The sequence below is a fragment of the Streptomyces sp. NPDC048612 genome, assembly GCF_043199295.1.
In the GTDB taxonomy this organism is placed as follows: Bacteria; Actinomycetota; Actinomycetes; order Streptomycetales; family Streptomycetaceae; genus Streptomyces.
In genome coordinates, this window is sequence record NZ_JBICVV010000020.1 from 19889 (window position 1) to 33958 (window position 14070).

General features: G+C 72.1%; 10 protein-coding genes. 5 read left to right on the forward strand and 5 right to left on the reverse strand.

Annotated elements, in window-relative coordinates:
• Positions 1-2 precede the first annotated feature (2 nt).
• The 3 genes from ACGFN2_RS26170 to ACGFN2_RS26180 form a co-directional block, all read right to left on the reverse strand.
• Positions 3-1013 (reverse strand): DUF3068 domain-containing protein, encoded by a 1011-nt coding sequence (locus ACGFN2_RS26170; protein ID WP_393364660.1) that lies wholly within the window; start codon positions 1011-1013, stop codon positions 3-5.
• Positions 1014-1097: 84 nt separating this feature from the next.
• Positions 1098-1232 carry an SPW_0924 family protein gene (locus ACGFN2_RS26175; RefSeq protein ID WP_362608132.1) on the reverse strand — a complete coding sequence of 45 codons (135 nt, stop codon included), beginning with the start codon at positions 1230-1232 and terminating at the stop codon, positions 1098-1100.
• Positions 1233-1413: 181 nt separating this feature from the next.
• On the reverse strand, positions 1414-3261 hold the full coding sequence (locus ACGFN2_RS26180; RefSeq protein WP_393364471.1) for a lytic transglycosylase: 1848 nt from the start codon (positions 3259-3261) through the stop codon (positions 1414-1416).
• A 151-nt stretch (positions 3262-3412) separates the two neighbouring features.
• Here ACGFN2_RS26180 and ACGFN2_RS26185 point away from each other — a divergent pair, with 151 nt between their 5' ends.
• A complete protein-coding gene (locus ACGFN2_RS26185; RefSeq protein ID WP_393364474.1) occupies positions 3413-4351 on the forward strand; it encodes a DUF4184 family protein in 939 nt (312 codons plus the stop codon).
• A 49-nt stretch (positions 4352-4400) separates the two neighbouring features.
• On the opposite strand, the gene ACGFN2_RS26190 is transcribed toward ACGFN2_RS26185, so the two are convergent.
• Together ACGFN2_RS26190 and polA are read right to left on the reverse strand one after the other, a co-directional pair.
• Positions 4401-5090 carry a rhomboid-like protein gene (locus ACGFN2_RS26190; protein WP_362608136.1) on the reverse strand — a complete coding sequence of 230 codons (690 nt, stop codon included), beginning with the start codon at positions 5088-5090 and terminating at the stop codon, positions 4401-4403.
• A 316-nt stretch (positions 5091-5406) separates the two neighbouring features.
• A complete protein-coding gene (gene polA / locus ACGFN2_RS26195; protein WP_393364477.1) occupies positions 5407-8145 on the reverse strand; it encodes a DNA polymerase I in 2739 nt (912 codons plus the stop codon).
• Positions 8146-8363: 218 nt separating this feature from the next.
• Here polA and ACGFN2_RS26200 point away from each other — a divergent pair, with 218 nt between their 5' ends.
• The 4 genes from ACGFN2_RS26200 (at position 8364) to ACGFN2_RS26215 (ending at position 14065) form a co-directional block, all read left to right on the forward strand.
• A complete protein-coding gene (locus ACGFN2_RS26200) occupies positions 8364-10664 on the forward strand; it encodes an FdhF/YdeP family oxidoreductase (RefSeq protein ID WP_393364480.1) in 2301 nt (766 codons plus the stop codon).
• 116 nt (positions 10665-10780) lie between these two features.
• A complete protein-coding gene (locus ACGFN2_RS26205) occupies positions 10781-11254 on the forward strand; it encodes a hotdog fold thioesterase (RefSeq protein ID WP_362608141.1) in 474 nt (157 codons plus the stop codon).
• 489 nt (positions 11255-11743) lie between these two features.
• Positions 11744-12964 carry a branched-chain amino acid ABC transporter substrate-binding protein gene (locus ACGFN2_RS26210; protein WP_362608163.1) on the forward strand — a complete coding sequence of 407 codons (1221 nt, stop codon included), beginning with the start codon at positions 11744-11746 and terminating at the stop codon, positions 12962-12964.
• Positions 12965-13135: 171 nt separating this feature from the next.
• Positions 13136-14065 (forward strand): branched-chain amino acid ABC transporter permease, encoded by a 930-nt coding sequence (locus ACGFN2_RS26215; RefSeq protein WP_362608142.1) that lies wholly within the window; start codon positions 13136-13138, stop codon positions 14063-14065.
• Positions 14066-14070: the final 5 nt, after the last annotated feature.

A 14070-nucleotide genomic window follows, 5' to 3' on the forward strand; every position in this document is an offset into this window, starting at 1 on the left:
GGTCACCGGCCGTCGGCCGCGGGTTCGCCGGCCGGTGCCGCGGGGGCGGGCGGCCCGTCCGGTGCGGTGGCGGGGCGGCGGGCGCGGGCTTCGAGGTACAGGCTCAGGGCGAGCAGGGCGGCGCCGAGGAGCAGGAAGCCCCAGGGGAGGTAGCGGGTGAGCAGCAGGACGAGGGTGCGCTGTGAGGTCACCAGGTCGACGGTGGAGTCCACGTAGTCGCCGCGCATCTTCACATGGCCGGCGAAGGCGGTGACCTTGCCGCCGCCGGGCAGCAGGTCGCCGCCGCGCAGCTCCTCCCGGTGGATCTCCTGGCCGTTGACCGGGGCGCCGGTGACGGGTTCGACCCAGAACATCCGCTTGGTGGTGTACCAGCGGGTGGTGCCCATCTTCCGTACGGACTCCGGGGTGATGCCCTTGACCGGCATCTTCTTGGGGAGGGCGACCCTGGTCCAGGGGATGGTCTGCTCGAAGTAGTAGACCTCCAGGCCGCGGAAGGTGCGGGTCCCCTTGTAGTGGATGGGGGCCGAGGTGCGGGTCTGGGCGTCGAAGTAGGTGTAGTCGCGCCGCTCGGTGAGGAACGGCCACTTGAACTCGATGCCCTCGCGGCGCACCGGGTCGCCGTCGACCATCTCGCCGGTGGCGTGCACGGGTTCCTGGGTGTGCGCGTCGAAGAGGTAGCGCTCGGGGATCGCGGAGACCATCTTGCCGTCGGGGCCGGCGACGTAGGACAGCGCGTTCCAGACGACGATGTCGCGGCCGGCGGACTTCTCGATCCGGTCGGAGGCCGCGACATCGCCCTTGAGGGTCTGCACGATGGTGACCCTGGGGACGCGTTCGGCCTTCATCGTCCCGTAGTCGAGGAGGGTGGCGGGGGCGGCTTCCAGGACCATGTCCTGGTACTGGTTCGGCGGGATCTTGGCGAGCCGGGGGAAGGCGTACCAGCGCATCAGCGGGGACAGGGCGGTGAAGAAGACGGCGCAGGCCAGCAGGATCAGGCTCGCCCGGCGGCGCATACCGCGGGGCGGCCGGCGCCGGCCGCCGGCGGGCGGGCCCTGGGGGGTTGGCTCGGTACGGCGCATGGCGGTCGCGTCCCTCCCTCAGGGGTGTTTGGGGACGGTGGTCAGCAGCGGCTTGGGCGAGGTGGTGCCGCTGGGCGCGCCGGTCGCCGTGAGGGTGAGGACGAGGGCGAGCGCCGCGGCCAGTCCGACCGCGGCTGCTGTCAGGGCGCGCATGGCCGGCCTCCCGGGAACTGATACGACGTCAGGGCGGGGCACCGTAGCAACGCGCGGCGGAGATGAGAACACATGGCACCGCCGTCCTGCCCGGGACGGCGGGCAGGACGGCGGAGACCGGCCGGGCGCGGGGAGCGGCCCGGGGTGCGGAACCGGCCGGGTGGACGGGCCGGCGGGTGGGTCAGGAGCGGGCCGGGGCGGCGACCTTCAGCTTGACGGTGAGGACGGCGCCGTCGGCGGTGGTCAGCCGCAGCAGGAAGGTTCCCGGGTGTGCGTCGGTGTAGATCTTCGGGAGTTTCAGCAGGCCGTCGGCGTCCGTGGTGAGTCCGGTGAGGGTGCGGACCGGCTTGTCCTTGGTGGCGCGGGGGGCGGCGGGGTCCTTGAAGTAGGGGCCCTTGTCGTTCTCCACGGGGCGGTCCGGGTCGGCGGTGACCATGGTGGCGGTGACCGCGACGCCCGCCGCGGCCTCGCCCTGGTAGGTCGCCTTGATCTCGACGGCGTCCTCCGCGAAGGCCTTCCCGGCGGTCGCGGTCAGCTCCTTGTCCGAGGTGCGGGCGAGCTGGTCGGCCTTCGGGGCGGGCCGGGGCTTGACGGTGGCGCCGATCTCGACGGCGGGCGCGGTGTCCTTCTCCGCGCTGACCCTGATGCGGAAGGCACCAGTCCGGTCGCCCGCGCGGAGGGTGGGTGCGGTGGCCAGGCCGCTCTTGTCGGTCTTGACGGTGACGGCGGTGACGTCACCGGGGAAGCGGGCGTCGGTGGCCTTCGGGAGGGTGAAGCGGACGGGGGCTCCGGCGACCGGCTTGCCCTGGCCGTCCTGGGCGCGGACCTGCGGCGCGTGGGCGAACTCGGCGCCCGCGATGGCGCTCAGGTCCGTCTCGCCGACCCGTACGAGGGCGGCGGGGCGCGCGGGTCCGGTGGGCGGCTCGGGGGTGGGGGTGGGCTTCGGGGCGGGCGGCTCGGAGCCACCCGGTGCGGGGCCGGTGCCGTCCGGGCGGCCCGGCGTGCCGGGGTCGTGCTGCTGGCCCTTGCCGGGCTTGTGTCCCTGGCCGGGCTTGTGCCCCTGACCGGGCTTCTCGGGCTTGCCGGGGCGCGGGCTCTTGCCCGGCTTGTCGCCGGTGCCGTGGCCGGGCCGCCGCTGTCCTTCGGACCGGCCGCCGTGGTCGTCGCCGTGCCGGCCGGAGTCGCGGTGGACCGGCAGGACGCCCGTGCCGTCCGGCACCTCATGGGTGCCGTTGCGGTAGAACGCGTACCAGGACAGCACCGTGCGGAGATACTCCTCGGAGTGGTTGTACCCGAGGATCGCCCGGTCCAGGTCCTGCTGGACCTTCAGATCGCGGCCGCCGGCGCAGAGGTAGCCGCCCGCGGCGAGCGCCGCGTCGAAGACGTTGTGCGGGTCCTTCTTGCCGTCGCCGTTGCCGTCGGCGCCCCAGCCGGCGCCGTCGGGGCCGCCGTCGGACCAGGTGGACGGGATGAACTGCATCGGGCCCACGGCACGGTCGTGGGTGAGGTCGCCGTCGTAGCGGCCCGCGTCGGTGTCGGTGATCCGCGCGAAGCCGCGGCCGTTGAGCTGGGGACCGAGTATCGGCTGGAGGGTGGTGCCTTCGGCATCGACCGCTCCACCGCGCGCCTGGCCGGACTCGACCTTGCCGATCCCGGCGAGCAGCTGCCAGGGCAGCCGGCAGCCCGGGTCGGAGGCGTCGATCGTGGACGCGGCCTTCTTGTAGGCGGCGAGGACGGTGGCGGGGAGTCCGGCCTCGGCGTGCCCCTTGCCGGTGGCCTGGCCCTGACCCTGGCCCTTGTGGTGCGAACCCCGGGGCGGCACCGGGCTGTTGAGGGGCGGCAGGTCGGTGAAGTACCCGGAACCACCGTCGATCGGGACGTCGGCGGGCGGCGGGGCCGGCTGCCGCTCGGCGGCCGCTTCGCCGGTGGCGCCCGGCGCCTGAGAGGCGGTCAGCGCGGCAAGCACCAGGGCCGCCACGGCCGTCGAGGCCGCTCCCCTGTGGAGCCGCCGTCGGAATGTGGCTGCCATACGTGGTTCCCCTCCGCATTGCCGTACCGCGCTCCTGACGCGGTATCGCGCTCCCCCAGCGCTCCAACTCAGGCGAGACTACGACAACTCGGGCCCGGCATCTACCACCCACATCACCCAATAATGATCGCAACCGATCAAGGAGAGGCATATGCCATTCACGCTCAGCCACGCCGCCGCGGTGCTCCCCGCCGTCCGGCGAACCGGCGCGGCCCGGGGCCCGCTGGTCGCCTCGGCGCTCGTGGCAGGGTCGTTCGCACCCGATATGACGTACTACGCGGACACTTTGGTTCCGGGTGGGATGGCCTTCGGTGCGGTGACCCACTCGCTGCCCGGGGTGCTGACCGTGGATGTGCTGGTCACCGTGGTGCTCGTGGCCGGCTGGCTGCTGGTGCGCGAGCCGTTGACCGCGCTGGTGCCCCGGACCTGGCGGGGCCCGGTCCACGCCTTCCTGCGCGGCCGGCCCTGGCAGCCTCGTGGGTCTCGCGAACTCGCCGTCCTGGTGGGCGGGTTCCTGGTCTCGGCGGTACTCGGGGCGGCGACCCATGTGGTCTGGGACGCCTTCACCCACCCGGGCCGCTGGGGCACCCGGCTGGTTCCCGGGCTGGACCAGGTGGTGGGCGGACTGCCGGTGTACACGTACGTCCAGTACGGGACCTCGGCGCTCGCGCTGGCCGGGGTGGCCGTGTTCGTGTGGCCGGTCCTCCGGGGGCGGGGCGCTACCGCGGCTGCCGCCGGGCCGCCGGCCTCGGTGCCGGAGCTGTCCGTACGGCTGCGGCTGCTGCTGACCGCCCCGCTCGCGCTGTGCGTGGCGGCCGGTGCCGTGCACCGGGTCCTGCGGGCGCGCGCCGTGTACGGTCCCGCGGCGAGCGCACTCGAATACCTGCCGACCGCGCTCTTCGGCGCCGGGGCCGGCCTCGTCCTCGGGCTGCCGCTCTTCGCGGTGGCCGTACGGCTGCTGCACCGCCGCACCCGGGCGGCCGGCGCCACGGGGCGGCTGCCGGCGCCCGCGGTGCGGACCGCGCCCCGGGAGGTGTCGCCGTCGGGTGCCGCGGCCGGGTCACGGAACAGGCCGCCCGGCGGCGCGTGACGACGCCCGGCGCACCCGCCGGGCCTGCGCGCCGCCGCACCGCGTCGGGCTACTCGGCGAGGGCCGCATCGGGCTGCGGCACCGGAGCCGGGGCGGCCCGGCGGGCGGCGCGCAGCAGGAAGGCGCCGCAGCCGAAGCCGATGGCGGCCGCCAGCAGATGTCCCACGGTGGTGAAGTCGGGCAGCACCCCGCTCCAGTCGCCGCCGAGCACCGGCCAGGCGACGACACCGGCCGCCGCGAACCACCGCGCCCGGCGCAGCAGGAGTGCCCCCGTCGCGAGCACCGTCTCGGCCCCGTAGCTGATGCCGAAGTCGGCGGCGTGCCGGACGCTGTCCGGGTACCAGCCCTGGGCGAGGGCCACCTGGATCACCGGCACGGTGAGCAGCGTGGCACCGAGGTGCCCCAGGACGAAGATGCCGTAGGCCCGTCCCGCTCCGTACCGGCGCTCCAGCCATGCCAGGCAGACGATGACGCCGAGCCCGAGTGTGATCAGCGTGCCGGCGAAGGCCTCCGAGGTGACCTCGGTCAGCGTGCCGTCGAAGAACAGCATGCTGCCCGCCAGCGCACGGACCGGACGGTCCTGGAGATTGTCCAGATGGGTGCTGATGCCGAGCATCACCCGCTGAGCCTCCGCGGTGGACAGCACCGCGGTGCACCACAGATGGGTCGACAACAGCAGTCCGGCATAGCCGGCCGTGACCGGGCTGCGGGAGACATAGGTGCCCAGAGCGCGGGCCACACGGCGTATCACGGGGTGATCAAAGCAGGTGCCCTCCCGGTGAACAAGATCCATGACGCGCCGGGCGACGACCGGGGCGGGCTCCTGCCGCACAGGCCGGAGGCGGGGCAACTCGGCGCGGGGCGGGCTGGGTTGGGGCCGGGTTGGGGGCCGGGCGGCAGGTGGTGGAGCACGGTGCGGCGGTGGCAGCGCCGCACGGGCCGGTGGCCGCACGGGCCGGTGACAGCCTGGGGCCGGTGACAGCCTGGGGCCGGTGACAGCCTGGGGCCGGTGGCGCCGCGGAGTGTCCCGCGCCGCCACCGGCCCGCTTCCCGGCTCAGTGCGCCGCGGACTCCCAGTCCTTGCCGGAGCCGACCGAGACGTCCAGCGGGGCGCTCAGTTCGACGGCAGCGGCCATCTCGCGGCGGACCAGTTCCTCGACCTTCGTGCGTTCGCCCGGGGCCACCTCGACCACGATTTCGTCGTGGACCTGGAGCAGCATCCGGGACTCCAGCTCCGCGGCCCGCAGCGCCGTGTCGACCCGCAGCATCGCGATCTTGACGATATCGGCGGCGGTGCCCTGGATCGGGGCGTTCAGCGCCATCCGCTCGGCCATTTCGCGGCGCTGGCGGTTGTCGCTGTTGAGGTCGGGGAGGTAGCGGCGGCGGCCGAGCATCGTCTCCGTGTAGCCGGTGGCGCGGGCCTCCTCCACGACGCGCTGGAGGTAGTCGCGCACTCCGCCGAAGCGCTCGAAGAAGTTGTCCATCAGCTTGCGGGCCTCGTCGGGCTGGATGCCCAGCTGCTGGGAGAGGCCGAAGGCCGACAGCCCGTACGCCAGGCCGTAGGACATCGCCTTGATCTTGCGGCGCATCTCCGGGTCGACCTGGGACGTGTCGACCGAGAAGACATGCGAGGCGACGGTGGTGTGCAGGTCCTCGCCGGAGGTGAACGCCTCGATCAGGCCCTCGTCCTCGGAGAGGTGGGCCATCACCCGCAGCTCGATCTGGCTGTAGTCGGCGGTCAGTAGCGACTCGAAGCCCTCGCCGACGACGAAGCCGCGGCGGATCGCCCGGCCCTCGTCCGTGCGCACCGGGATGTTCTGCAGGTTGGGGTCCGTGGAGGAGAGCCGGCCGGTGGCCGCCACGGTCTGGTTGAAGGTGGTGTGGATGCGGCCGTCGGCGGCGATGGTCTTGATCAGGCCCTCGACGGTCGTGCGCAGCTTGGCCTGCTCACGGTGCCGGAGCATGATCACCGGGAGTTCGTTGTCGGTCTGCGAGGCGAGCCAGGCGAGCGCGTCGGCGTCGGTGGTGTAGCCCGTCTTGGTCTTCTTGGTCCTGGGCAGGCCCAGTTCACCGAAGAGGACCTCCTGGAGCTGCTTGGGCGATCCCAGGTTGAACTCGTGGCCCGCGGCGGCGTGCGCCTCCTTGACGGCCTGCTGCACGGCGCCGGCGAACTGCTGCTCCATCCGCTCCAGCCAGCCCCGGTCCGCGGCGATCCCGGCCCGCTCCATCCGGGCCAGCAGCCGGCTGGTCGGCAGCTCCACGTCGCGCAGCAGCTCGGCGGCGCCGACCTCGGCCAGCTTCGTCCCGAACGCCGTGCCCAGGTCGAGGACCGTACGGGCCTGGCCCATCAGGGCGTCCGCCTCGGCCTCCTCGTCCGCGCCGAACGCCAGCTGGCCGTCACCGGCCGCGGCCGGGGCGAGGTCACGCCCCAGGTATTCGAGGGACAGCGCGTCCAGGGCGAAGGAGCGGCGGCCCGGCTTGACCAGGTAGGCGGCCAGCGCGGTGTCCATGGTGACGCCGTCGATGCGCCAGCCGTGCTCGCCGAACACCCGCATCAGGCCCTTGGCGTTGTGCATCACCTTGGGGCGGTCGGGGTCGGCGCTCCAGGCGGCGAAGGCCTGCTCGTCGGCCTCGTCGAGCTGGGCCGGGTCGAACCAGGCGGCCGGGCCGTCGGCGGCGGCCAGCGCCACCTCGGCGACGCTGCCGCTGCCCAGCGTCCAGACGTCGACCGTGGCGACACCCAGCGGTCCCGTGCCGTGCGCGGCCAGCCACGGAGCGAGTTCCCCGGTGCCGATGACCGTGCCGTCCACCTCGACGCCGGCGGCGGGGGCGGCCTGCCCGGCGGCCTCCTCGGCGCCCGGGTCGACGGCGTGCAGCCGGTCCCGCAGGCCCTGGTTGCGGATCTCCAGGCCGTTGAGGAAGACCGTGAGCGCGTCGCGGTCGTACGCCGCGCGGGTCAGCTCCGCCGGGCCGCACGGCAGCTCGACGTCGCGCACCATCTCGGTCAGCCGGCGGTTGAGCTTCACCGCGTCCAGGTGCTCGCGGAGGTTGGCGCCCGCCTTGCCCTTGACCTCGTCGACGCGCTCCACCAACTCGGCGAAGGAACCGAACTGGTTGATCCACTTCGTGGCGGTCTTCTCGCCGACGCCGGGGATGCCGGGGAGGTTGTCGGACGGGTCGCCGCGCAGCGCGGCGAAGTCGGGGTACTGGGCGGGGGTCAGGCCGTACTTCTCGAAGACCTTCTCCGGGGTGAAGCGGGTCAGCTCGGAGACGCCCTTGGTGGGGTAGAGCACCGTGACGTCGTCGGAGACCAGCTGGAAGGAGTCGCGGTCGCCGGTGACGATCGAGACCTCGAAGCCCTGCGCGGTGGCCTGCTCTGTGAGCGTGGCGATGACGTCGTCGGCCTCGAAGCCCTCGATCGCGAACCGCTTGACCCGCATCGCGTCGAGCAGCTCACCGATCAGCTCGACCTGGCCCTTGAACTCGTCGGGCGTCTTGGAGCGGTTCGCCTTGTAGTCGGCGAACTCCTCGGACCGCCAGGTCTTGCGCGAGACGTCGAACGCCACCGCGAAATGCGTGGGCGCCTCGTCACGCAGGGTGTTCGCGAGCATCGACGCGAAGCCGTAGATCGCATTGGTCGGTTGTCCCGTGACGGTCGTGAAATTCTCCACGGGCAGGGCGAAGAACGCCCGGTACGCCATGGAATGCCCGTCCATCAGGAGCAGACGGGGGCGGCCGCCCGCCGCCGCTTCGGTCCCGGTCGCTTCGCTCTTCTTCGCTGCCTTTGCTGCCACGCCCCCGATCCTGCCACGCCGCACTGACAATCCCCGCCGCGGCGGCCCCGGCCCCCGCCGGCACCCCGCCGCTCCCCCGGCCCGCACCCCTGATCCGCGCCCCCGGCGATCGTCTCTACACCGCCCCGGCGCGTCCGTGACAGGATCTGATGCGTACGGCAACGATCCGCCACGTCCCGGCGGACCACGCCCCGGCTCACGGCTCAAGGGAGAGCGTCATGGCAGGCAAGCCGCCCGCGTCGGACCCCGTCCAGGACGCACCCGAGGTCAGCGGACCCCAGCACTCCGCCGTCGGGCTGCCGGCGCTCACCCACGCCCTGCGCATGTCCCAGCAGCAGATGGGCGTCCGCCGCACCGCCCTCACCCTCCTGCGCGTCAACCAGCCGGACGGCTTCGACTGCCCCGGCTGCGCCTGGCCCGAGCCCGACAAGCCGCACACCGCCGAATTCTGCGAGAACGGCGCCAAGGCCGTCGCCGAAGAGGCCACCCTGCGCCGGGTCACCCCGGACTTCTTCGCCGCGCACTCCGTCGAAGACCTCGCGACCCGCAGCGGCTACTGGCTCGGCCAGCAGGGCCGCCTCACCCACCCGATGTACCTCGCCGAGGGCGCCGACCACTACGAGCCGGTGACCTGGGAGCGGGTCTTCGACATCATCGGCGAGGAGCTGACCGCCCTCGGCTCCCCCGACGAGGCCGTCTTCTACACCTCCGGCCGCACCAGCAACGAGGCCGCCTTCCTCTACCAGCTGTTCGCCCGCGAGTTCGGCACCAACAACCTCCCCGACTGCTCCAACATGTGCCACGAGTCGTCGGGCACCGCCCTGACGGAGACCCTCGGCATCGGCAAGGGCAGCGTCCTCCTGGAGGACCTCTACCAGGCCGACCTGATCATCGTCGCCGGGCAGAACCCGGGCACCAACCACCCGCGGATGCTGACCGCCCTGGAGAAGGCCAAGGCCGGCGGCGCGAAGATCATCTCGATCAACCCGCTGCCCGAGGCCGGACTGGAGCGCTTCAAGAACCCGCAGACCGCGCGCGGCCTGGCCGGCGGCGGCACCGCGCTCACCGACCTCTTCCTCCAGGTGCGCCTCGGCGGCGACCAGGCGCTCTTCCGCGCCCTCAACCGCCTCCTCCTCGACACCGACGGAGCCCTCGACGAGGACTTCATCCGCGAACACACCCATGGCTTCGAGGAGTTCGCGCGCACCGCCCGCGCCGGTGACGACCGGGACGAGACGCTCCGCGCCACCGGCCTGACCCGCGAGGAGATCGACCGCGCGCTCGCCATGGTCCTCGCCTCGCGCCGCACCATCGTCTGCTGGGCCATGGGCCTGACCCAGCACAAGCACTCCGTCCCCACCATCCAGGAAGTCGTCAACTTCCTGCTGCTGCGCGGCAACATCGGCCGCCCCGGCGCCGGCGTCTGCCCCGTACGCGGCCACAGCAACGTCCAGGGCGACCGCACCATGGGCATCTTCGAACGGCCCGCGCCCGCCTTCCTCGATGCCCTGGAGAAGGAGTTCGGCTTCGCCCCGCCCCGGGAGCACGGCCTCGACGTCGTCCGCGCCATCCGCGCCCTGCGCGACGGACAGGCCAAGGTGTTCTTCGCGATGGGCGGCAACTTCGTCGCCGCCACCCCCGACACCGACGTCACCGAGACCGCCATGCGCCGCGCCCGGCTGACCGTCCACGTCTCCACCAAGCTCAACCGCTCGCATGTGATCACCGGCGCCCGCGCGCTGATCCTGCCGACCCTGGGCCGTACGGAACGCGATGTGCAGACCGGACCCGACGGGCGGCGCACCGAACAGTTCGTGACGGTCGAGGACTCCATGGGCATGGTGCACGCCTCCCGCGGCCGCCTGGAGCCCGCCGGCCCCCAGCTGCTGTCCGAGACCGCCATCGTCGCCCGCCTGGCCCGCCGCGTCCTGGGCGCCGCGAGCCGCACCCCCTGGGAGGAGTTCGCGCGGGACTACGCCACCATCCGCGACCGCATCTCCCATGTCATCCCGGGCTTCGAGGACTTCAACACCCGGGTCGCCCGCCCCGGGGGCTTCGCCCTCCCGCATGCCCCCCGGGACAGCCGCAGCTTCCCCACCGCCACCGGGAAGGCCAACTTCACCGCCGCGCCCGTCGAGTACCCCGCCGTCCCCGAGGGCCGGCTGCTGCTGCAGACGCTGCGCTCCCACGACCAGTACAACACCACCGTCTACGGCCTCGACGACCGCTACCGCGGCATCAGGAACGGCCGCCGCGTGGTGCTCGTGCACCCCGACGACGCCCGCGAACGGGGCCTGGCCGACGGCGCGTACACCGACCTGGTCAGCGAGTGGACGGACGGCAGCGAGCGGCGCGCGCCCGGCTTCCGCGTCGTGCACTACCCGACGGCCCGCGGCTGCGCGGCCGCCTACTACCCCGAGACCAACGTCCTCATCCCGCTGGACCACACCGCCGACACCAGCAACACCCCCGCCGCCAAGTCTGTGGTGATCCGCCTGGAGAGCCCCCGAGAGGACTGACCGCTCACGGGACGTGCGGCGGGAACCACGACCCCGCGCTGAGCGCTTGCTCAGGCGCCTGATAGGAACAGGCACGGATCGACGACGATCACGGGCGAGCGAACGGAGCCGTAGGCATGGGTGAGCGCAGCACGACCAACTTTCCGCAGGAGATCCTCGACCAGTGGGCCGGCCTCGGCCTCGACCTGCCCTCGTTCTTCTCCGCCGGACACCTCGGCGAGCGGATGAGCGTGCAGGTCACCGACGCCGCCCCCGACCGGGTCGTCGGCACCATGCCCGTCGAGGGCAACACCCAGCCCTACGGGCTGCTGCACGGCGGCGCCTCGGCCGTCCTCGCCGAGACCCTCGGCTCCGTCGGCGCCATGCTGCACGGCGGCCCCACCAAGCTCGCCGTCGGCGTCGACCTGAACTGCACCCACCACCGCGGCGTGCGCTCCGGCCTGGTCACCGGTGTCGCCACCCCCGTCCACCGTGGCCGCTCCACCGCCACCTACGAGATCGTGATCACCGACGAGCAGGACAAGCGGGTCTGCACCGCCCGGCTGACCTGCATGCTGCGCGACGTGGACGCCGACGCCTACCGCGGCTGACCCGCCCCGGACGGTCCACCGCCGCAAGCCGTCACGGCCCCGCACCCGGTCACGGGAGCGGGGCCGTCCGCATGTCCGTAACGCTGCGTGACCCCGGCGCGGTGCGTCGCCCGGCCCAACTGCCGTACCCCCCACGGGCATCGGCACCGCCGCACCCGGCGCATCCGCTATCCGGACGCCGCTGCTGCACCGCGCGTCCTAATACGCCCGTGGAAGTGCGAGTTCGCCCTCCGCACCGTGTTCGCCCTGCGGTGTAAGGACCATAACGGCATAACGCTCATCGAAGGTCATAACAAGAGCGTCACATCCTGGTCGGCGCCTCTGCCGGTGCGGCGAACACCGGCTTAGAGTCACCGCCAGTCACCGCGCCGCCGGGCTCACTGACGAAGCACGCACCTTCGCTGCCCAGCGCAGCCCCGGCCACCGCGGAACGGCCATGCGACAGCCGTGGCCGCGCCAGGGAAAGGACTGATCGTGCGTCACCGTTCCTTGCTTCTCCTCACCACCGCAGTCACCGCCGGCGCCCTCACGCTCTCCGCGTGCGGCTCCCGCGGCGACGACAAGAGCGGCGACGGCTCCAAGACAACCGTCGTCATCGGCCTCGACGCCCCCACCACCGGCGAGCTCTCCGCCCTGGGCCTGGGCATCCGCAACTCCGCCCAGCTCGCCATCGACACCGCCAACAAGGCCGGCGAGGTCGACGGCGTCACCTTCAAGCTCGAAGCCCTCGACGACAAGGCCCTCCCCAACGCCGGCCAGCAGAACGCCACCAAACTCGCCGGCGACAAGGACGTGCTCGGCATCGTCGGCCCGCTCAACTCCGGCGTCGCCCAGTCCATGCAGCAGGTCGCCCAGCAGAACAACCTCACCCTGATCTCGCCGGCGAACACCACGCCCGACCTCACCCAGGGCAAGGACTGGAAGCAGAACAAACGCGTCCGCCCCTTCTCCACCTACTTCCGCACCGCCACCACCGACGAGGTGCAGGGCGCCTTCGACGGCCAGTACGCGTGGGAGAAGATGAAGGCCAAGAAGGCCTACGTGATCGACGACCAGAAGACCTACGGCGTCGGCCTGGCCTCCTCCTTCAAGGACCAGTTCAGCAAGCTCGGCGGCAAGATCGCCGGCACCGAACACGTCAGCCCCGACGACCGTGACTTCAAGGCCGTCGTCTCCAAGGTCAAGTCCGCCAAGCCCGACCTGGTCTTCTACGGCGGCGAATACCCCGCCTCCGGCCCGCTCAGCCAGCAGCTCAAGGACGGCGGCGTCACCGTCCCCCTCATGGGCGGCGACGGCATGTACAGCGGCGACTACATCAAGCTCAACAAGAAGGCACAGGGCGACTACGCCTCCTCCGTCGGCAAGCCCGTCGAGGAACTCCCCTCCGCCAAGAAGTTCATCGCCGACTACAAGGCAGCCGGCTTCAAGGAGTCCTACGAGGCCTACGGCGGCTCCGCCTACGACTCGACCTGGGCCATCATCCAGGCCGTGAAGAAGGTCGTCGCGGACAACGACGGCAAGCTGCCCGACGACGCCCGCAAGAAGGTCGTCGACGCGATGAACAAGGTCACCTTCGACGGAGTCACCGGCCCCATCGCCTTCGACAAATACGGCGACACCACCAACACCATGATCACCGCCTACCAGGTCGACAAGGGCGCCTGGGCCTCCCGATTCAGCGCCGAATTCAAGAAGTTCGACAAGAGCTGACCCACCGCACCACCCCACACCACCCGGGCCGCGCCAGGACGCACCAACGCCCCTGGCGCGGCCCGCGGCACACCGGGACAGCCCGGACTCTCCCCACTCCCACCCGGCCTGGATGACCCCTCGCTCCGACCGGCCCGGAGATCCTCACTCCCACGCAACGGAGGCCCTGCGGTGAGCGAACTGCCGCAACAGCTGGCCAACGGACTCATCCTCGGCGCGATGTACGGACTCATCGCGATCGGCTACACGATGGTCTACGGAATCGTCCAGCTCATCAACTTCGCCCATGGCGAGATCTTCATGGTCGGCGGCTTCGGAGCGCTCAGCGTCTTCCTCGCACTGCCCGCCGGCACCTCCCTCGCCCTCGCCCTGCCGGCCATGCTCCTCGGCGGCATCGCGGTATCCGTCCTCGTCGGCATAGCCGCCGAACGCTTCGCCTACCGCCCCCTGCGCGGCGCCCCCCGCCTCGCCCCCCTCATCACCGCCATCGGCCTGTCCATCGCCCTCCAGCAAGCCGTCTGGAAGTGGTACCCCGACGGCAAACAGGCCCGCGTCTTCCCCCAGTTCAAAGGCGACGCCTTCGAGATCCTCGGCGCCACCGTCCAGCGCGGCGACCTCTTCGTCCTCGTCGCCGCCCCCGCCTGCATGATCGCCCTCGGCTTCTTCGTCGCCAAGACCCGCAGCGGCCGCGCCATGCAGGCCACCGCGCAGGACCCCGACACCGCCAAGCTCATGGGCATCAACACCGACCGCATCATCGTCCTCGCCTTCGCCATCGGCGCCGCCTTCGCCGGCGTCGCCGCCGTCGCCTACGGACTGCGCACCGGCGAGGTCCAGTTCCGCATGGGCTTCATCATGGGCCTCAAGGCCTTCACCGCAGCCGTGCTCGGCGGCATCGGCAACATCTACGGCGCCATGCTCGGCGGCGTCGTCCTCGGCGTCGCCGAAGCCCTCGCCACCGCCTACATCGAGGAAATCCCCGGCATGCAGCAATTCGGCGGCGGAGCCTGGAAGGACGTCTGGGCCTTCGTCCTCCTCATCCTCGTACTCCTGCTGAGACCACAAGGCCTCCTGGGCGAACGCGTCGCGGATCGGGCGTGATACCG

Coding starts and splice junctions, on each gene's coding strand:
- ACGFN2_RS26205 (WP_362608141.1), top strand. CDS start 10,781: ATGGGTGAGCGCAGCACGACCAACTTTCCGCAGGAGATCCTCGACCAG.
- ACGFN2_RS26175 (WP_362608132.1), bottom strand. CDS start 1,232: ATGCGCGCCCTGACAGCAGCCGCGGTCGGACTGGCCGCGGCGCTCGCC.
- ACGFN2_RS26170 (WP_393364660.1), bottom strand. CDS start 1,013: ATGCGCCGCCGGGCGAGCCTGATCCTGCTGGCCTGCGCCGTCTTCTTC.
- ACGFN2_RS26185 (WP_393364474.1), top strand. CDS start 3,413: ATGCCATTCACGCTCAGCCACGCCGCCGCGGTGCTCCCCGCCGTCCGG.
- ACGFN2_RS26200 (WP_393364480.1), top strand. CDS start 8,364: ATGGCAGGCAAGCCGCCCGCGTCGGACCCCGTCCAGGACGCACCCGAG.
- ACGFN2_RS26180 (WP_393364471.1), bottom strand. CDS start 3,261: ATGGCAGCCACATTCCGACGGCGGCTCCACAGGGGAGCGGCCTCGACG.